Consider the following 19872-nt stretch of genomic DNA (forward strand, 5'->3'; position numbering starts at 1 on the left):
ATGCACGTTACAGCCAAGCCCTCCAGTTTTCAATGTAATCTCAAATGTGATTACTGTTTTTACCTTGAAAAAGAGTCGCAGTTTACTCATGAAAAATGGATGGATGACAGCACTCTGAAAGAGTTCATCAAACAATATATCGCAGCGTCTGGCAATCAGGTCTATTTTACCTGGCAAGGCGGTGAACCCACTCTGGCTGGCCTGGATTTTTTCCGTAAAGTTATTCACTATCAACAACGCTATGCAGGTCAAAAACGTATTTTTAATGCATTACAAACGAATGGCATTTTATTGAATAATGAATGGTGTGCCTTTCTCAAAGAACATGAGTTTCTGGTTGGTATCTCGATCGATGGACCCCAGGAGCTACATGACCGTTACAGACGCAGTAATTCAGGTAACGGTACTTTTGCAAAAGTGATAGCAGCCATCGAGCGTCTGAAATCATATCAAGTAGAGTTTAATACGTTAACCGTCATTAATAACGTTAATGTCCATTACCCTCTTGAGGTTTATCATTTTTTAAAATCTATCGGCAGTAAACATATGCAATTTATCGAATTGCTCGAAACCGGGACGCCGAATATTGATTTCAGTGGTCATAGTGAGAACACATTCCGTATCATTGATTTTTCTGTGCCTCCTACGGCTTATGGCAAGTTTATGTCGACCATTTTTATGCAATGGGTTAAAAACGATGTGGGTGAAATTTTCATCCGTCAGTTTGAAAGCTTTGTCAGCCGTTTTTTGGGGAATGGGCATACCAGTTGTATTTTCCAGGAATCCTGCAAGGATAATCTGGTTGTTGAAAGTAATGGAGATATTTACGAATGCGATCATTTTGTCTATCCACAGTACAAAATTGGAAACATTAATAAATCTGAACTCAAAACGATGAACAGTGTTCAACTGACAGCGCAAAAAAAACGGATTTCAGCGAAATGTCAGCAATGTGCATATAAACCTATCTGCAATGGTGGTTGCCCTAAGCATCGTATTACTAAAGTAAACAATGAGACTGTTTCCTATTTTTGCGAAGGTTATAAAATCCTTTTTTCAACCATGGTACCTTATATGAACGCCATGGTGGAGTTAGCTAAGAACAGAGTACCGCTTTACCACATTATGGATGTTGCAAAACAAATGGAGAATAATTAATAACGCTCCCCCTTAGCTCCATTCTTAGCCTCCTTCTTATGACCTTAACAAGGCACCCGACATAAATTCCTGTCGGGTGTTTCGTCTTCATCATCTTCCTTTGCGAAAATCCTGGCTTACGAGGTATGCGTCAGGGCATTAGCAATACCCTTGATTATCAATAGCATAACCATAACCACTGAAAATGAAATATTTCTTTATATTTCATATTGTTAAATGATACTTAAATAAATTTCATCAGTATATCATTGCCATAGATAATCATTGGATGGCACAATCAATTTTTCGCTAATGATAACCATTCCCATTACGTTTTGTATGTTGATAGCAAAGTATCTCTGTCTGCTGAAGCCCTTTTGGCTGCGTAAGAATAATAAAACTTCAGTGTTGTTAATCATTATTATCCTCGCCATGATCCTTGGCGTGGTTAAAATTCAGGTCTGGTTAAACGACTGGAATAATGATTTTTTCAATGCGCTAAGCCAGAAAGAAACTGATAAGCTTTGGCAGCTTGTCCTTTGGTTCCCTGCCCTGCTGGGGATCTTTGTATTAATATCCGTAAACAAAACATGGTTAATTAAACTACTGACTATTCGCTGGCGCGAATGGTTAACAGATTACTACCTTAATCGCTGGTTTGCAGATAAAAACTACTACTTCACGCAGATCTACGGCGAGCATAAAAATACAGATAACCCTGACCAACGTATCGCTGAAGACATTCTCTTACTGATCAGCAAAACGCTCAGTCTTTCATTTGGCTTCATCCAGTCACTTAGCATGCTGATCACCTTTACCGTTATTCTTTGGCAAAGCGCGGGTACGCTCTCATTCACTGTTGGTGGAACTGAATGGAATATCCAGGGGTATATGGTCTATACCGTCGTGCTCATTGTGATCGGTGGAACTTTATTTACCCATAAGGTTGGTAAACGTATTCGTCCGCTTAATGTGGAAAAACAACGTAGCGAAGCGACATTTCGAACTAATCTTGTGCAGCATAATAAGCAGGCAGAACTGATTGCGCTAAGCAATGCTGAGTCTCTACAACGCCAGGAGTTGAGCGAAAATTTTCATACCATTAAAGAGAACTGGCATCGTTTAATGAATCGTCAGCGGTGGCTTGATTACTGGCAGAATATTTATTCGCGCTCGCTTAGCGTTCTTCCCTACTTTCTGTTATTGCCGCAGTTTATTAGCGGACAGATCAATCTGGGCGGACTGATGAAATCGCGCCAGGCATTTATGCTGGTATCGAACAATTTAAGCTGGTTTATTTATAAATATGATGAACTTGCTGAACTGGCTGCGGTTATCGATCGCTTGTATGAGTTCCATCAACTCACCGAACAGCGCCCTACGAATAAGCCTAAAAATTGCCAACATGCGGTACAAGTGGCTGACGCGAGTATTCGTACTCCTGATAATAAGATCATATTAGAGAACCTGAACTTTCATGTTTCGCCAGGCAAATGGCTATTACTGAAAGGTTACTCTGGTGCGGGAAAAACTACACTGCTTAAAACATTATCCCACTGCTGGCCGTGGTTCAAAGGTGATATTTCTTCTCCTGCTGACAGTTGGTATGTGTCACAAACACCGTTAATCAAAACCGGCTTACTGAAAGAGATTATTTGTAAAGCACTTCCCCTGCCCGTAGACGATAAATCGTTGAGTGAAGTACTGCATCAGGTTGGGCTGGGGAAATTGGCTACGCGTATTCATGACCACGATCGCTGGGGAGATATTCTTTCCAGCGGCGAAAAACAACGTATCGCCCTGGCTCGATTAATTTTACGACGTCCGAAATGGATATTTCTTGACGAAACTACCTCTCATCTTGAGGAACAAGAGGCAATCCGCTTACTGCGTTTAGTGCGAGAAAAACTCCCCACAAGCGGCGTCATTATGGTTACACATCAACCCGGTGTCTGGAACCTGGCCGATGATATTTGTGACATTAGCGCGGTTTTATAAAAACAATAAAAGCCCTGCTGTACGGAGATATAAATAAATGAAGCGAGTTCTTATTCCTGGCGTCATTTTATGTGGCGCTGATGTAGCGCAGGCCGTCGATGACAAAAATATGTACATGCATGTTTTTGAAGAGATGACGGTCTATGCTCCTGTCCCTGTACCCGTAAACGGCAACACGCATTACACCAGTGAAAGCATCGAGCGTTTACCGACCGGGAATGGCAATATCAGCGATCTGCTGAGAACCAACCCTGCGGTACGCATGGATTCAACGCAAAGTACCTCGTTGAACCAGGGAGATATTCGCCCGGAAAAAATCTCTATTCACGGTGCGTCGCCCTACCAGAATGCCTATTTGATTGATGGCATTAGTGCAACTAATAACCTGAACCCAGCGAATGAGTCCGATGCCAGTAGTGCAACCAATATTAGCGGGATGTCACAGGGCTATTATCTTGATGTCAGCTTACTGGACAATGTGACGCTTTATGACAGTTTTGTGCCGGTTGAATTTGGTCGCTTCAATGGCGGGGTAATTGATGCAAAGATCAAACGCTTCAACGCTGATGATAGCAGCGTGAAACTGGGTTATCGCACTACGCGTTCGGACTGGTTAACATCGCATATCGATGAGAATAACAAGAGCGCATTTAATCAAGGTTCTTCAGGAAGTACTTATTACTCTCCAGATTTTAAAAAGAACTTTTATACCTTGTCGTTTAATCAGGAACTCGCTGATAACTTTGGCGTTACCGCCGGTTTATCGCGCCGCCAGTCTGATATCACCCGCGCGGATTATGTTTCGAATGACGGCATTGTCGCCGGCCGGGCACAGTATAAAAACGTTATCGATACTGCATTGAGCAAATTTACTTGGTTTGCCAGCGACCGCTTTACCCACGATTTAACCTTAAAATATACCGGCTCCAGCCGTGATTATAATACCAGCACCTTCCCGGAGTCTGATCGCGAAATGGGTAATAAATCCTATGGTCTGGCATGGGATATGGATACCCAGCTCGCATGGGCCAAACTGCGTACCACCGTTGGTTGGGATCATATTAGTGATTATACCCGTCACGATCATGACATCTGGTACACCGAACTTTCATGTACATATGGTGATATTTCAGGGCGTTGCACCCGTGGCGGATTAGGACACATTTCCCAGGCTGTAGATAATTACACCTTCAAAACACGCCTGGACTGGCAAAAATTCACCGTGGGTAATGTTTCGCATCAACCCTACTTCGGCGCGGAATACATCTATTCCGATGCATGGACTGAACGCCATAACCAGTCTGAATCCTATGTGATTAATGCTGCCGGAAAGAAAACTAACCATACCATTTACCATAAAGGTAAAGGCAGCCTGGGAATTGACAACTACACGCTGTATATGGCGGATCGCATTAGCTGGCGTAATGTGTCATTAATGCCCGGCGTGCGGTATGACTATGACAACTATCTGTCAAACCACAATATCTCCCCGCGTTTTATGACGGAATGGGATATTTTTGCTGATCAAACCTCAATGATTACCGCAGGTTATAACCGTTACTATGGCGGGAATATTCTTGATATGGGATTACGTGATATTCGCAATAGCTGGACGGAATCGGTATCAGGCAATAAAACCCTGACGCGTTATCAGGATTTGAAAACGCCTTATAACGATGAACTGGCAATGGGATTGCAGCAAAAAATCAGTAAGAACGTTATTGCGCGCGCAAACTATGTTTACCGTGAAGCGCATGATCAAATCAGCAAAAGCAGTCGTACCGACAGCGCGACTAAAACCACCATTACTGAATATAACAACGACGGTAAAACCAAAACGCATTCGTTCAACCTCAGTTTTGAACTGGCCGAACCCCTGCATATCAGCCAGGTAGATATTAACCCGCAAATTGTCTTTAGCTATATCAAGAGCAAGGGCAACTTGTCGTTAAACAATGGTTATGAGGAGAGCAATACCGGTGATAACCAGGTGGTTTATAACGGTAATCTGGTCTCTTACGATAGCGTTCCAGTGGCGGATTTTAATAATCCATTAAAGATCTCCTTAAACATGGATTCACGCATCAACCGAGCGGGTTGGTGTGGGCGAATACGCTGACCTGGCAAGAAGCGCGTAAAGCTCGCATTATCCTGGGTAAGACGAATGCGCAATACATCAGCGAATATTCAGATTACAAGCAGTATGTTGACGAAAAACTGGATAGCAGCCTGACCTGGGACACCCGCTTGTCCTGGACGCCACAATTTCTGAAACAACAAAACCTGACGTTCAGTGCCGATATTCTCAATGTACTGGATAGCAAAACCGCTGTTGATACAACGAATACCGGTGTGGCGACCTACGCCAGTGGCCGTACTTTCTGGCTTGATGTCAGCATGAAATTTTAATAGTTCGGATTTTACTTAACCGGGTAAATTCGCCCGGTTTTCGCATGGAGATAATTATGAGAAACCTCTGTTTCTTACTGACGTTAGTGGCAACTCTGTTGCTCCCCGGGCGGCTGATTGCCGCCGCCTTACCGCAGGATGAAAAGTTAATTACCGGGCAACTGGACAATGGCTTGCGATATATGATTTATCCGCATGCTCAACCAAAGGATCAGGTAAATTTATGGCTGCAAATTCATACCGGTTCATTGCAGGAAGAGGACAATGAGCGCGGCGTGGCTCATTTTGTAGAACATATGATGTTTAACGGCACAAAAACATGGCCGGGTAATAAAGTCATCGAAACATTTGAGTCAATGGGCCTGCGTTTTGGTCGCGATGTTAATGCCTATACCAGCTATGACGAAACAGTGTATCAGGTGAGTTTGCCGACTACGCAGAAACAAAATCTGCAACAAGTGATGGCAATCTTCAGTGAATGGAGTAATGCCGCAACCTTTGAAAAACTCGAAGTAGACGCTGAACGTGGCGTAATTACTGAGGAATGGCGTGCCCATCAGGATGCAAAATGGCGCACCTCTCAGGCGCGCCGCCCTTTCCTGCTGGCAAATACCCGTAATTTAGACCGTGAACCTATCGGCCTGATGGATACCGTCGCCACGGTCACACCGGCACAATTGCGCCAATTTTATCAACGCTGGTATCAACCAAATAATATGACCTTTATTGTGGTCGGCGATATCGACAGTAAAGAAGCGCTGGCGCTGATAAAGGATAATTTAAGTAAGCTTCCGGCTAACAAAGCAGCTGAAAATCGCGTCTGGCCGACAAAAGCCGAAAACCACCTGCGCTTTAATATCATCAATGATAAAGAAAACCGGGTGAACGGCATCGCACTCTATTATCGCCTGCCAATGGTGCAAGTGAGCGATGAGCAAAGCTTTATCGAACAAGCTGAATGGAGCATGTTAGTTCAGCTGTTCAATCAACGTCTGCAGGAACGTATACAGTCGGGCGAGTTGAAGACTATTTCTGGCGGCACTGCGCGCAGCGTTAGAATTGCACCCGATTATCAGTCGCTGTTTTTCCGTGTAAATGCACGAGACGATAATATGCAGGATGCTGCGAATGCATTAATGGCAGAGTTGGCAACTATTGATCAGCATGGTTTTTCCGCTGAAGAACTCGATGATGTCAAATCTACCCGCCTCACCTGGCTGAAAAATGCGGTTGATCAGCAAGCTGAACGTGATTTACGTATGCTGACCAGTCGCCTGGCATCCAGCTCATTAAATAATACGCCGTTCTTGTCGCCGGAAGAGACATATCAACTTTCGAAACGTCTGTGGCAGCAAATTACCGTGCAAAGTCTGGCGGAAAAATGGCAGCAGTTAAGAAAGAACCAGGACGCATTTTGGGAGCAAATGGTAAACAATGAGGTTGCCGCCAAAAAAGCATTGTCTCCTGCGGCTATCCTGGCGCTGGAAAAAGAGTACGCCAACAAAAAGCTGGCGGCTTACATCTTCCCAGGCAGAAATTTATCGTTAACAGTAGACGCTGACCCACAGGCGGAAATTAGCAGCAAAGAAACGCTGGCTGAGAATCTGACATCATTAACACTTTCCAATGGTGCCAGGGTTATTCTGGCAAAATCCGCGGGTGAAGAGCAAAAGCTACAAATTACTGCCGTATCTAATAAAGGCGATTTAAGTTTCCCTGCGCAGCAAAAATCACTTATCGCGCTGGCAAATAAAGCAGTAAGCGGAAGCGGCGTTGGTGAACTCTCCTCTTCCAGCCTGAAACGCTGGAGTGCGGAAAACTCGGTAACCATGAGCAGTAAAGTCAGTGGCATGAATACGTTGCTCTCCGTTAGCGCGCGGACTAATAACCCTGAACCTGGTTTCCAGTTGATTAACCAGCGAATCACCCACAGCACGATTAACGACAATATTTGGGCATCGCTGCAAAATGCTCAAATTCAGACGTTGAAAACGCTCGACCAGCGTCCAGCGGAGAAATTCGCCCAGCAGATGTATGAGACGCGCTATGCTGATGACCGCACGAAATTACTGCAAGAAAATCAGATTGCACAGTTTACTGCCGCAGATGCGCTGGCTGCCGATCGCCAGTTGTTTTCATCTCCTGCGGATATCACGTTTGTCATTGTCGGTAATGTCGCAGAAGACAAACTCGTGGCGTTAATTACGCGTTACTTAGGATCAATCAAACACTCTGATTCGTCATTAGCCGCAGGTAAACCATTAACTCGCGCGACGGACAACGCATCGGTTACTGTAAAAGAACAAAATGAACCTGTGGCACAGATTTCACAGTGGAAGCGTTATGATTCCCGAACACCTGTAAATCTGGCGACGCGTATGGCGCTCGATGCTTTTAACGTCGCACTGGCAAAAGATCTACGCGTTAATATTCGTGAACAGGCATCTGGAGCATACAGCGTTTCTTCTCGTCTCTCGGTTGATCCTCAGGCCAAAGATATCAGTCATTTGCTGGCTTTTACTTGTCAACCAGAACGACATGATGAACTGTTAACGTTAGCGAATGAAGTGATGGTTAAGCGTCTGGCTAAAGGGATCAGTGAGCAAGAACTGAATGAATACCAGCAAAACGTTCAGCGCAGCCTCGATATCCAACAGCGTAGCGTTCAACAATTAGCGAACACCATTGTAAATAGTCTTATTCAATATGACGATCCTGCAGCATGGACTGAGCAGGAGCAATTATTGAAACAAATGACGGTAGAGAATGTTAACACTGCCGTTAAACAATATCTTTCTCATCCGGTGAATACCTATACCGGAGTATTATTGCCAAAATAATAACAGCCCCGTCAACACCTCGTTGGCGGGGATTTTAGCAATATTCGCCATTTTTATGTAATAATTTTATAAATGCGTTCAAAATAATAGCCGAGTGCTAATAGTGATATTTTAAGGTCTGATTTTTATGTGATAATTCAGGAGGCGTAGAAAGTGCATAAAAATAACAGCATAAAACACCTTGCCACCACCCAAGAATTCAATAATATATTGATTTTCAATGATAAAATATAATTCGCATAATATCTCGCGATAAATAACATTAGGATTTTGTTATTTAAACACGAGTCCTTTGCACTTGCTTACTTTATCGATAAATCCTACTTTTTTAATGCGATCCAATCATTTTAAGGAGTTTAAAATGGATAAGAAGCAAGTAACGGATTTAAGGTCGGAACTACTCGATTCACGTTTTGGTGCAAAGTCTATTTCCACTATCGCAGAATCAAAACGTTTTCCGCTGCACGAAATGCGCGACGATGTCGCATTTCAGATTATCAATGACGAATTATATCTTGATGGCAACGCTCGTCAGAACCTGGCCACTTTCTGCCAGACCTGGGACGACGAAAATGTCCACAAGTTGATGGATTTATCCATTAACAAAAACTGGATCGACAAAGAAGAATATCCGCAATCTGCGGCCATCGACCTGCGTTGCGTAAACATGGTTGCCGATCTGTGGCATGCGCCTGCACCGAAAAATGGTCAGGCCGTTGGCACCAACACCATTGGTTCTTCCGAGGCCTGTATGCTTGGCGGGATGGCGATGAAATGGCGTTGGCGCAAGCGTATGGAAGCTGCAGGCAAACCAACGGATAAACCAAACCTGGTGTGCGGTCCGGTACAAATCTGCTGGCATAAATTCGCCCGCTACTGGGATGTGGAGTTGCGTGAGATCCCTATGCGCCCCGGTCAGTTGTTTATGGACCCGAAACGCATGATTGAAGCCTGCGACGAAAACACCATCGGCGTGGTGCCGACTTTTGGCGTGACCTACACCGGTAACTATGAGTTCCCGCAGCCGCTGCACGATGCGCTGGATAAATTCCAGGCCGACACCGGTATCGACATCGACATGCACATCGACGCTGCCAGCGGTGGCTTCCTGGCACCGTTCGTCGCCCCGGATATCGTCTGGGACTTCCGCCTGCCGCGTGTGAAATCGATCAGTGCTTCAGGCCATAAATTCGGTCTGGCTCCGCTAGGCTGCGGCTGGGTTATCTGGCGTGATGAAGAAGCGCTGCCGCAGGAACTGGTGTTCAACGTTGACTATCTCGGTGGTCAGATTGGGACTTTCGCCATCAACTTCTCCCGCCCGGCGGGTCAGGTGATTGCACAGTACTATGAATTCCTGCGCCTCGGTCGTGAAGGCTATACCAAAGTACAGAACGCTTCCTACCAGGTTGCCGCTTATCTGGCGGATGAAATCGCCAAACTGGGGCCGTATGAGTTCATCTGTACCGGTCGCCCGGACGAAGGCATCCCGGCGGTTTGCTTCAAACTGAAAGATGGTGAAGATCCGGGATACACCCTGTACGACCTCTCTGAACGTCTGCGTCTGCGCGGCTGGCAGGTTCCGGCCTTCACTCTCGGCGGTGAAGCCACCGACATCGTGGTGATGCGCATTATGTGTCGTCGCGGCTTCGAAATGGACTTTGCTGAACTGTTGCTGGAAGACTACAAAGCCTCCCTGAAATATCTCAGCGACCACCCGAAACTGCAGGGTATTGCCCAGCAGAACAGCTTTAAACACACCTGATAACGTTTAACGGTAACGCTGTCCCGAAACGAAGCCGTTTCGGGACAATTTCCAAAGTCTGTTCACTGGCATTAGCAACGGAAAATATTGTTCTGAATACGCTTCAGAACAAAACAGGTGCGGTTCCGACAGGAATACCGTTTTAGGGGGATAATATGGCTACATCAGTACAGACAGGTAAAGCTAAGCAGCTCACATTACTCGGATTTTTTGCCATAACGGCATCGATGGTAATGGCTGTTTATGAATACCCTACCTTCGCAACATCGGGCTTTTCATTAGTCTTCTTCCTGCTATTAGGCGGGATTTTATGGTTTATTCCCGTGGGACTTTGTGCTGCGGAAATGGCTACCGTCGACGGCTGGGAAGAAGGTGGCGTCTTCGCCTGGGTATCAAATACTCTGGGGCCGAGATGGGGATTTGCAGCGATCTCATTTGGCTATCTGCAAATCGCCATTGGTTTTATTCCGATGCTCTATTTCGTGTTAGGGGCACTCTCCTACATCCTGAAATGGCCAGCTCTGAATGAAGACCCCATTACCAAAACTATTGCAGCACTCATCATTCTTTGGGCGCTGGCATTAACGCAGTTTGGTGGCACGAAATACACGGCGCGAATTGCTAAAGTTGGCTTCTTCGCCGGTATCCTGTTACCTGCATTTATTTTGATCGCATTAGCGGCTATTTATCTGCACTCCGGTGCCCCCGTTGCAATCGAAATGGATGCGAAGACCTTCTTCCCTGACTTCTCTAAAGTGGGCACCCTGGTTGTATTTGTTGCCTTCATTTTGAGTTATATGGGCGTTGAAGCTTCCGCAACCCACGTCAATGAAATGAGCAACCCCGGGCGCGACTATCCACTGGCTATGTTACTGCTGATGGTGGCGGCAATCTGCTTAAGCTCTGTTGGCGGTTTGTCTATTGCGATGGTCATTCCGGGTAATGAAATCAACCTCTCCGCAGGGGTAATGCAAACCTTTACCGTTCTGATGTCACATGTGGCACCGGAAATTGAGTGGACGGTTCGCGTGATCTCCGCACTGCTGTTGCTGGGTGTTCTGGCGGAAATCGCTTCCTGGATTGTTGGTCCTTCTCGCGGGATGTATGTCACAGCGCAGAAAAACCTGCTGCCAGCGGCATTCGCTAAAATGAACAAAAATGGCGTACCGGTAACGCTGGTCATTTCGCAGTTGGTGATTACTTCTATCGCGTTGATCATCCTCACCAATACCGGTGGCGGTAACAACATGTCCTTCCTGATCGCACTGGCGCTGACGGTGGTGATTTATCTGTGTGCTTATTTCATGCTGTTTATTGGCTACATTGTGTTGGTTCTCAAACATCCTGACTTAAAACGCACATTTAATATCCCTGGTGGTAAAGGGGTGAAACTGGTCGTGGCTATTGTCGGTCTGCTGACTTCAATTATGGCGTTTATTGTTTCCTTCCTGCCGCCGGATAACATCCAGGGTGACTCTACTGATATGTATGTTGAATTACTGGTCGTGAGTTTCCTGGTGGTACTTGCCCTGCCCTTTATTCTCTATGCTGTTCATGATCGTAAAGGCAAAGGGAATACCGGCGTCACTCTGGAGCCAATCAACAGTCAGAACGCACCAAAAGGTCACTTCTTCCTGCACCCGCGTGCACGTTCACCACACTATATTGTGATGAATGACAAGAAACACTAACCATGTCTGAATGGTTATAAGATAAGGGAGCGATAATTCATCGCTCCCTTTTTCGTGCTTGCTGTCGTATTGACTTAACTGGGATAAGTACGAGAATGAGCGCACATCTGTTTACCGGAAACCAGCACATATGGATATCTGCTCCCGAAACGAGAAATTAGCGATTAGAAGACCAGCGATACTGGTTGCACTGGCACTTTTACTGTGTAGTTGTAAAAGCACGCCCCCAGAGTCAATGGTGACACCACCAGCGGGTTCAAAGCCACCAGCCACGACGCAACAATCGTCACAACCGATGCGTGGCATCTGGCTGGCCACGGTGTCTCGCCTCGACTGGCCACCGGTTTCCTCGGTTAACATTAGTAACCCCACCAGCCGGGCCCGTGTACAACAACAAGCGATGATTGACAAACTGGAGCATCTGCAACGTCTCGGCATAAACACGGTCTTTTTCCAGGTCAAGCCAGACGGTACCGCCCTGTGGCCATCGAAAATTTTGCCGTGGTCCGATCTTATGACCGGTAAGATTGGTGAAAATCCGGGTTACGATCCGCTGCAATTCATGCTCGACGAAGCCCACAAGCGAGGGATGAAAGTTCACGCCTGGTTTAACCCCTATCGCGTATCGGTTAATACGAAGCCCGGTACTATCAGGGAACTGAATAGCACTCTGTCTCAACAACCGGCGAGCGTCTATGTGCAACACCGCGACTGGATCAGAACGTCCGGCGATCGCTTTGTCCTCGACCCGGGCATCCCTGAAGTTCAGGACTGGATCACATCAATAGTTGCGGAAGTGGTTTCCCGCTATCCGGTAGATGGCGTGCAGTTTGACGACTATTTCTATACTGAGTCACCAGCTTCACGGCTAAATGATAACGAAACGTACCGCAAATACGGCGGCGCATTTGCGTCAAAAGCAGACTGGCGGCGCAACAATACTCAGCAGTTAATTGCGAAGGTATCGCACACCATTAAAAGCATTAAGCCGGAAGTCGAATTTGGCGTTAGCCCGGCAGGCGTGTGGCGTAACCGATCACACGATCCGCTCGGTTCCGATACCCGAGGCGCGGCAGCCTATGACGAATCCTACGCTGATACCCGTCGATGGGTGGAACAAGGGTTGCTGGATTACATTGCTCCCCAAATTTACTGGCCATTCTCACGGAGTGCCGCGCGTTATGACGTGTTGGCAAAATGGTGGGCGGATGTCGTTAAACCGACCAGGACCCGCCTGTATATCGGTATCGCCTTCTATAAAGTAGGAGAACCTTCAAAGATAGAGCCAGACTGGATGATTAACGGCGGCGTACCGGAACTGAAAAAGCAGCTCGATCTTAACGATGCCGTGCCAGAAATTAGCGGCACAATCTTGTTCCGTGAGGACTATCTGAATAAGCCACAGACTCAACAAGCGGTCAGCTATCTGCAAAGTCGTTGGGGCAGTTAAACTCCCATTCTTACTTTGTAACAAGCCGGTGCTTTCCCCCCGGCTTGTTACTCTCTTGAAATATCCCACTAGTAATCATGCTTACTTAAGTCAAATTAACTACGCAATTAACCACACTTAGTTAAACAGTCATAAATCCCCTAATAAAAATGTATGAACATGAAAAAACATACGATATTCGCTGTCACCGAAAAATAATTACGATGGGCTATACTCTTCTGAAGAACAGTAGCGTAGATTGAAACTGTCCTAAGTCGCTTATTTGTTTTCAGTATATCTTCATATTTCAGGAGAGTATGGTGCAGTTAGTCGATCTCGCACGTTGCGTTTCGTTTTGATTCCGTCTGCTTTCCCAGCCTTATAAGGGTGTGAATTATGGAGATGTATTTTAAAAGAATGAAAGATGAGTGGACCGGGCTTGTCGAACAAGCAGATCCGCTCATTCGTGCTAAAGCCGCGGAAATTGCCGTTGCGCATGCTCATTATCTGAGTATTGAGTTTTATCGAATTGTCCGCATCGACCCGCATGCCGAAGAATTCTTGAGTAATGAACAAGTTGAGCGGCAGTTGAAAAGTGCGATGGAACGCTGGATTATTAACGTGCTTTCTGCCCAGGTTGACGATGTCGAAAGGCTAATACAAATCCAGCATACCGTCGCGGAAGTGCATGCCCGCATAGGAATTCCGGTAGAAATTGTCGAGATGGGGTTTCGGGTGCTGAAAAAAATCCTCTATCCGGTAATCTTCTCTTCGGATTATTCCGCCGCAGAAAAACTTCAGGTCTACCATTTCTCGATTAACAGTATTGATATCGCTATGGAAGTGATGACCCGCGCGTTTACCTTTAGTGACAGTAGTGCCTCAAAGGAAGATGAAAACTATCGTATCTTCTCGTTACTGGAAAATGCCGAAGAAGAAAAAGAACGGCAAATAGCCTCAATACTTTCATGGGAAATAGATATTATCTATAAAGTCCTGCTGGATTCTGATTTAGGCAGTAGTTTGCCTTTAAGCCAGGCTGATTTTGGCCTGTGGTTTAACCATAAAGGTCGACATTATTTTAGCGGCATAGCCGAAGTGGGCCATATCTCCCGTCTGATTCAGGATTTCGACGGTATTTTCAATCAAACCATGCGTAACACCAGGAATTTGAATAACAGAAGTTTACGGGTGAAATTTTTATTACAGATAAGAAATACCGTATCGCAAATTATTACCTTGTTGCGTGAATTGTTTGAAGAAGTATCGCGCCACGAAGTCGGTATGGATGTCCTGACGAAATTACTTAACCGCCGTTTCCTGCCGACTATCTTCAAACGCGAAATTGCCCATGCCAACCGGACCGGTACACCGCTGTCAGTGCTGATTATTGACGTTGATAAATTCAAAGAGATTAACGATACGTGGGGCCATAACACTGGCGATGAAATTCTGCGTAAAGTCTCTCAGGCCTTTTATGACAACGTCCGCAGTAGTGATTATGTTTTCCGCTACGGTGGCGATGAATTTATCATTGTTTTGACTGAAGCTTCGGAAAACGAAACGTTACGTACCGCAGAACGTATTCGCAGTCGGGTGGAGAAAACCAAACTGAAAGCCGCAAACGGCGAAGATATTGCCCTCTCACTTTCCATCGGTGCCGCCATGTTTAATGGTCATCCTGACTATGAGCGCCTCATTCAAATAGCCGATGAAGCTCTGTATATCGCCAAAAGACGAGGTAGAAACCGTGTTGAACTCTGGAAAGCCAGTCTTTAGATGCGTCAGGATGCAGAGGTAATTATGAAGCTAACCGATGCGGATAATGCCGCCGATGGCATTTTTTTCCCCGCCCTTGAGCAAAATATGATGGGCGCGGTGTTAATTAACGAAAATGATGAAGTGATGTTTTTCAACCCCGCCGCAGAGAAGCTCTGGGGATACAAACGTGAAGAAGTCATTGGCAATAACATTGATATGCTGATTCCGCGGGATTTGCGTCCTGCGCATCCTGAATATATCCGTCACAACCGTGAAGGCGGTAAAGCGCGCGTCGAGGGGATGAGTCGGGAGCTGCAGCTGGAGAAAAAAGACGGCAGTAAAATCTGGACCCGTTTTGCGCTATCGAAAGTGAGCGCCGAGGGGAAAGTTTATTACCTGGCGCTGGTACGGGATGCCAGCGTAGAAATGGCGCAAAAAGAACAGACCCGACAATTGATTATTGCCGTTGACCATCTCGACCGACCGGTGATTGTCCTCGATCCGGAACGCCATATTGTGCAGTGCAATCGCGCATTTACCGAAATGTTTGGTTACTGCATTAGCGAAGCCAGCGGTATGCAGCCCGATTCACTCCTTAACATTCCTGAATTCCCTGCCGATAACCGCATTCGTTTACAACAGTTGCTATGGAAAACCGCCCGCGATCAGGATGAATTTCTGCTGTTGACGCGCACCGGTGAAAAAATCTGGATTAAAGCCTCTATCAGCCCGGTTTATGACGTGCTCGCGCATCTGCAGAACCTGGTAATGACCTTCTCGGATATCACCGAAGAACGGCAAATCCGCCAGCTTGAAGGCAATATTCTCGCCGCCATGTGCAGCAGCCCGCCATTTCATGAAATGGGGGAAATCATTTGTCGTAACATCGAATCTGTACTCAACGAATCGCATGTTTCGCTGTTCGCGCTGCGCAACGGGATGCCGATACACTGGGCGTCATCTTCGCACGGTGCAGAAGTTCAAAATGCGCAAAGCTGGTCAGCGACCATTCGTCAGCGTGATGGTGCGCCGGCGGGGATCCTGCAAATTAAAACCTCGTCAGGAGCAGAAACCAGCGCCTTTATCGAACGCGTGGCAGATATTAGCCAGCATATGGCCGCGCTGGCGCTGGAACAGGAAAAAAGCCGTCAGCATATTGAACAACTCATCCAATTTGATCCGATGACCGGTCTGCCAAATCGCAATAACCTGCACAATTACCTCGATGACCTGGTCGACAAAGCCGTCTCTCCGGTGGTGTATCTCATCGGTGTTGACCATATTCAGGATGTGATTGATAGCCTTGGCTATGCGTGGGCCGATCAGGCATTGCTGGAAGTGGTCAATCGCTTTCGTGAAAAACTCAAACCGGATCAATATCTCTGTCGTATCGAAGGTACGCAGTTTGTCCTCGTGAGCCTCGAAAACGACGTCAGTAACATTACGCAGATCGCCGATGAGCTACGGAATGTGGTCAGCAAGCCGATAATGATTGACGATAAACCATTCCCGCTCACCTTGAGCATTGGCATCAGCTACGACGTGGGTAAAAACCGCGATTACCTGCTCTCCACTGCTCACAATGCAATGGATTTTATTCGCAAAAATGGCGGTAACGGCTGGCAGTTCTTCAGCCCGGCGATGAACGAAATGGTAAAAGAGCGTTTGGTTTTAGGCGCGGCGCTGAAAGAAGCAATTAGCAATAACCAACTGAAACTGGTTTACCAGCCACAAATCTTCGCAGAAACGGGTGAACTGTACGGCATCGAAGCCCTTGCTCGCTGGCACGATCCCCTGCATGGTCATGTGCCCCCTTCACGGTTTATTCCTCTCGCAGAAGAGATCGGTGAAATAGAAAATATTGGACGCTGGGTCATCGCGGAAGCTTGTCGTCAGTTAGCAGAATGGCGTAGCCAGAATATTCATATCCCGGCGTTATCCGTGAACTTGTCGGCGCTGCACTTTCGCAGTAATCAGCTGCCTAATCAGGTGTCTGATGCAATGCAAGCCTGGGGTATTGACGGCCACCAGCTGACGGTAGAAATCACGGAAAGCATGATGATGGAACACGATACCGAAATCTTTAAGCGCATTCAGATCCTGCGCGATATGGGCGTGGGCTTATCGGTAGATGATTTTGGCACGGGCTTTTCCGGATTATCCCGCTTAGTCAGTCTTCCGGTAACGGAAATCAAAATTGACAAAAGTTTTGTCGATCGTTGTCTGACGGAAAAACGCATCCTTGCCTTACTTGAAGCCATTACCAGCATTGGGCAAAGCCTTAATTTAACCGTCGTGGCGGAAGGCGTCGAAACCAAAGAGCAATTTGAGATGCTACGCAAGATCCACTGTCGCGTTATTCAGGGATATTTCTTTTCCCGCCCCCTACCCGCCGAAGAAATTCCAGGCTGGATGAGCAGTGTGTTACCGCTGAAAATCTGACAAATTCCTCTCGCCCGCACTCGCGGGTTTTCCTTTAACGTGACACTGTCACTTAAATACTGTGATTTCAGCTACGATTCCGGGAGATTCCTTCCTTAACTTCCCCTCTTGCACCAAAACTGCACTACGCTGCACAAATGTTGATCAAAGGTTAAAAAATATAACTTTAAGCCAGCATTCTGGCGCTTATCCCGGCATGGCATGAGATCTGCATAAGCGGAAAGCGCAGCAATTTTTGTCTTATACAGGAACCGTTTATGTCGGATACCACCGAACTGGTTGATTTAGCCGTGATCTTCCCTGATCTGGAGATCGAACTGAAATACGCCTGCGCTGATAACATCACAGGTAAAGCTATTTATCAGCAAGCGCGTTGTCTGTTACACAAGGATGCGATTACCGCGCTGGCGAAAAGTATCAGTATCGCCCAGCTGTCAGGCTTACAACTGGTGATTTACGATGCGTATCGCCCACAACAAGCACAGGCGATGTTGTGGCAAGCCTGCCCAGACCCGCAATATGTTGTTGATGTGGCGGTCGGTTCTAATCACAGCCGTGGCACGGCGATCGACCTGACGCTTCGTGATGAGCACGGGAACATACTGGATATGGGTGCAGAGTTCGATGAAATGCACGAACGTTCCCATGCTTATCACCCTTCCGTCCCGCCAGCCGCTCAGCGCAATCGGCTGTTGCTGAATGCGATTATGACTGGCGGTGGCTTTGTCGGTATCCCGAGCGAATGGTGGCACTTCGAATTACCCCAGGCCGCGAGTTACCCACTACTCGCTGATCAATTCACCTGTTTTATATCCCCTGGCACACAGCACGCCAGTTAATCAGGAAACTGTCATGAAGAGATCGATTTTGTTTCGTCCTACATTGCTCGCGATCGTCCTTGCCACAACAATGCCGGTTGCGCACGCCGCCGTACCGAAAGATATGCTGGTGATCGGTAAAGCTGCCGACCCACAAACCCTCGACCCAGCGGTGACAATTGATAATAACGACTGGACAGTGACCTACCCGTCTTATCAGCGACTGGTTCAGTACAAAACGGACGGTGATAAAGGCTCAACCGACGTTGAAGGCGATCTGGCAAGTAGCTGGAAAGCGTCTGACGATCAAAAAGAGTGGACGTTCACCCTGAAGGACAATGCTAAATTTGCCGATGGCACACCTGTCACTGCCGAAGCAGTAAAACTCTCTTTTGAGCGGTTACTAAAAATCGGCCAGGGGCCAGCAGAAGCATTTCCCAAAGATTTAAAGATTGATGCTCCCGACGAACATACAGTGAGGTTTACCCTTAGCCAGCCATTCGCACCGTTCCTCTACACGCTGGCGAATGACGGTGCATCCATTATCAATCCGGCGGTCTTAAAGGAGCATGCGGCGGATGATGCCCGTGGTTTCCTCGCGCAAAATACCGCTGGCTCCGGACCGTTTATGCTGAAAAGCTGGCAAAAAGGTCAGCAATTAGTTCTGGTGCCAAATCCGCATTACCCCGGCAATAAACCGAATTTCAAACGGGTATCGGTAAAAATTATCGGTGAAAGTGCTTCCCGTCGCCTGCAGCTCTCCCGTGGCGACATTGACATTGCCGATGCGCTGCCGGTGGATCAACTCAACGCACTGAAGCAGGAAAACAAAGTCAATGTGGCAGAGTATCCGTCACTGCGCGTCACCTATCTGTATCTGAATAACAGCAAAGCGCCACTTAATCAGGTGGATTTGCGGCGGGCTATCTCCTGGTCTACCGATTATCAGGGCATGGTTAACGGCATTCTGAGTGGTAACGGAAAACAAATGCGCGGCCCGATTCCGGAAGGCATGTGGGGATACGATGCGACGGCAATGCAATACAACCATGACGAAACGAAAGCCAAAGCCGAATGGGATAAAGTGACGAGCAAACCCACCAGCCTGACGTTTCTCTATTCTGATAATGATCCGAACTGGGAGCCTATTGCTCTGGCGACACAATCCAGTCTCAACAAGCTGGGCATCAATGTGAAGCTGGAAAAGCTGGCGAACGCCACCATGCGCGACAGAGTGGGTAAAGGTGATTACGACATCGCGATTGGCAACTGGAGTCCGGATTTTGCCGACCCGTATATGTTTATGAATTACTGGTTTGAGTCCGACAAAAAAGGTCTGCCGGGTAACCGCTCGTTCTATGAAAACAGTGAGGTCGATAAGTTACTGCGCAATGCGCTAGCGACCACCGACCAGACGCAGCGTACCCGGGACTACCAGCAGGCACAGAAAATCGTCATTGATGACGCTGCTTATGTGTACCTGTTCCAGAAAAACTATCAACTGGCGATGAACAAAGAGGTGAAAGGCTTTGTGTTCAATCCCATGCTGGAACAGGTCTTCAATATCAATACTATGAGTAAATAA

Annotated in this window: 11 protein-coding genes and 1 pseudogene; 11 read left to right on the forward strand and 1 reads right to left on the reverse strand. The window is 46.9% G+C overall.

What is annotated here, in order from left to right:
* On the forward strand, positions 1 to 1158 hold the full coding sequence (locus tag ACJHYW_RS01760; protein ID WP_001299007.1) for an anaerobic sulfatase maturase: 1158 nt from the start codon (positions 1 to 3) through the stop codon (positions 1156 to 1158).
* Here ACJHYW_RS01760 and ACJHYW_RS01765 read toward each other — a convergent pair.
* A complete protein-coding gene (locus tag ACJHYW_RS01765; RefSeq protein WP_122083086.1) occupies positions 1124 to 1249 on the reverse strand; it encodes a hypothetical protein in 126 nt (41 codons plus the stop codon). The genes ACJHYW_RS01760 and ACJHYW_RS01765 overlap by 35 nt on opposite strands.
* Positions 1250 to 1449: 200 nt before the next feature.
* On the opposite strand from ACJHYW_RS01765, the gene ACJHYW_RS01770 reads away from it, so the two are divergent.
* The 10 genes and pseudogenes from ACJHYW_RS01770 (at position 1450) to ACJHYW_RS01815 (ending at position 19872) form a co-directional block, all read left to right on the forward strand.
* Positions 1450 to 3135, forward strand: a complete 1686-nt coding sequence (locus ACJHYW_RS01770) for an ABC transporter ATP-binding protein/permease (RefSeq protein ID WP_061092704.1) — start codon at positions 1450 to 1452, stop codon at positions 3133 to 3135.
* Between the two features lie 37 nt (positions 3136 to 3172).
* Positions 3173 to 5544 (forward strand): annotated as a pseudogene (locus tag ACJHYW_RS01775) (TonB-dependent receptor plug domain-containing protein).
* 56 nt (positions 5545 to 5600) lie between these two features.
* Positions 5601 to 8384 (forward strand): M16 family metallopeptidase, encoded by a 2784-nt coding sequence (locus tag ACJHYW_RS01780; protein WP_001361867.1) that lies wholly within the window; start codon positions 5601 to 5603, stop codon positions 8382 to 8384.
* 361 nt (positions 8385 to 8745) lie between these two features.
* Positions 8746 to 10146 carry a glutamate decarboxylase gene (locus ACJHYW_RS01785; RefSeq protein WP_000358930.1) on the forward strand — a complete coding sequence of 467 codons (1401 nt, stop codon included), beginning with the start codon at positions 8746 to 8748 and terminating at the stop codon, positions 10144 to 10146.
* A gap of 155 nt (positions 10147 to 10301) precedes the next feature.
* Positions 10302 to 11837, forward strand: coding sequence for an acid resistance gamma-aminobutyrate antiporter GadC (gadC, locus tag ACJHYW_RS01790; protein WP_000246009.1), 1536 nt, complete (start codon positions 10302 to 10304; stop codon positions 11835 to 11837).
* Positions 11838 to 11967: 130 nt separating this feature from the next.
* Positions 11968 to 13287, forward strand: coding sequence for a family 10 glycosylhydrolase (locus ACJHYW_RS01795; protein WP_000350361.1), 1320 nt, complete (start codon positions 11968 to 11970; stop codon positions 13285 to 13287).
* Positions 13288 to 13662: 375 nt separating this feature from the next.
* Positions 13663 to 15045 carry a diguanylate cyclase DosC gene (gene dosC / locus ACJHYW_RS01800; protein WP_000426277.1) on the forward strand — a complete coding sequence of 461 codons (1383 nt, stop codon included), beginning with the start codon at positions 13663 to 13665 and terminating at the stop codon, positions 15043 to 15045.
* Positions 15046 to 15069: 24 nt separating this feature from the next.
* Complete coding sequence (gene dosP / locus ACJHYW_RS01805; protein ID WP_072275270.1) at positions 15070 to 17469, forward strand: oxygen-sensing cyclic-di-GMP phosphodiesterase DosP; 2400 nt, start codon at positions 15070 to 15072, stop codon at positions 17467 to 17469.
* A gap of 257 nt (positions 17470 to 17726) precedes the next feature.
* Entirely contained in the window at positions 17727 to 18308 is a 582-nt protein-coding gene (ddpX, locus tag ACJHYW_RS01810) for a D-alanyl-D-alanine dipeptidase (RefSeq protein WP_001285824.1), read from the forward strand.
* A gap of 13 nt (positions 18309 to 18321) precedes the next feature.
* Positions 18322 to 19872, forward strand: coding sequence for an ABC transporter substrate-binding protein (locus tag ACJHYW_RS01815; protein ID WP_061092706.1), 1551 nt, complete (start codon positions 18322 to 18324; stop codon positions 19870 to 19872).

Source organism: Escherichia sp. WS3063 (genome assembly GCF_046486595.1).
Taxonomy (GTDB): Bacteria; Pseudomonadota; Gammaproteobacteria; order Enterobacterales; family Enterobacteriaceae; genus Escherichia; species Escherichia coli.

Bases quoted from the DNA above. Each gene is read 5' to 3' on its own strand.
- dosC (WP_000426277.1), top strand. From the start codon at position 13,663: ATGGAGATGTATTTTAAAAGAATGAAAGATGAGTGGACCGGGCTTGTC.
- ACJHYW_RS01785 (WP_000358930.1), top strand. From the start codon at position 8,746: ATGGATAAGAAGCAAGTAACGGATTTAAGGTCGGAACTACTCGATTCA.
- ACJHYW_RS01770 (WP_061092704.1), top strand. From the start codon at position 1,450: ATGATAACCATTCCCATTACGTTTTGTATGTTGATAGCAAAGTATCTC.
- ACJHYW_RS01760 (WP_001299007.1), top strand. From the start codon at position 1: ATGCACGTTACAGCCAAGCCCTCCAGTTTTCAATGTAATCTCAAATGT.
- ACJHYW_RS01795 (WP_000350361.1), top strand. From the start codon at position 11,968: ATGGATATCTGCTCCCGAAACGAGAAATTAGCGATTAGAAGACCAGCG.
- ddpX (WP_001285824.1), top strand. From the start codon at position 17,727: ATGTCGGATACCACCGAACTGGTTGATTTAGCCGTGATCTTCCCTGAT.
- dosP (WP_072275270.1), top strand. From the start codon at position 15,070: ATGAAGCTAACCGATGCGGATAATGCCGCCGATGGCATTTTTTTCCCC.
- gadC (WP_000246009.1), top strand. From the start codon at position 10,302: ATGGCTACATCAGTACAGACAGGTAAAGCTAAGCAGCTCACATTACTC.
- ACJHYW_RS01780 (WP_001361867.1), top strand. From the start codon at position 5,601: ATGAGAAACCTCTGTTTCTTACTGACGTTAGTGGCAACTCTGTTGCTC.
- ACJHYW_RS01815 (WP_061092706.1), top strand. From the start codon at position 18,322: ATGAAGAGATCGATTTTGTTTCGTCCTACATTGCTCGCGATCGTCCTT.
- ACJHYW_RS01765 (WP_122083086.1), bottom strand. From the start codon at position 1,249: ATGAAGACGAAACACCCGACAGGAATTTATGTCGGGTGCCTTGTTAAG.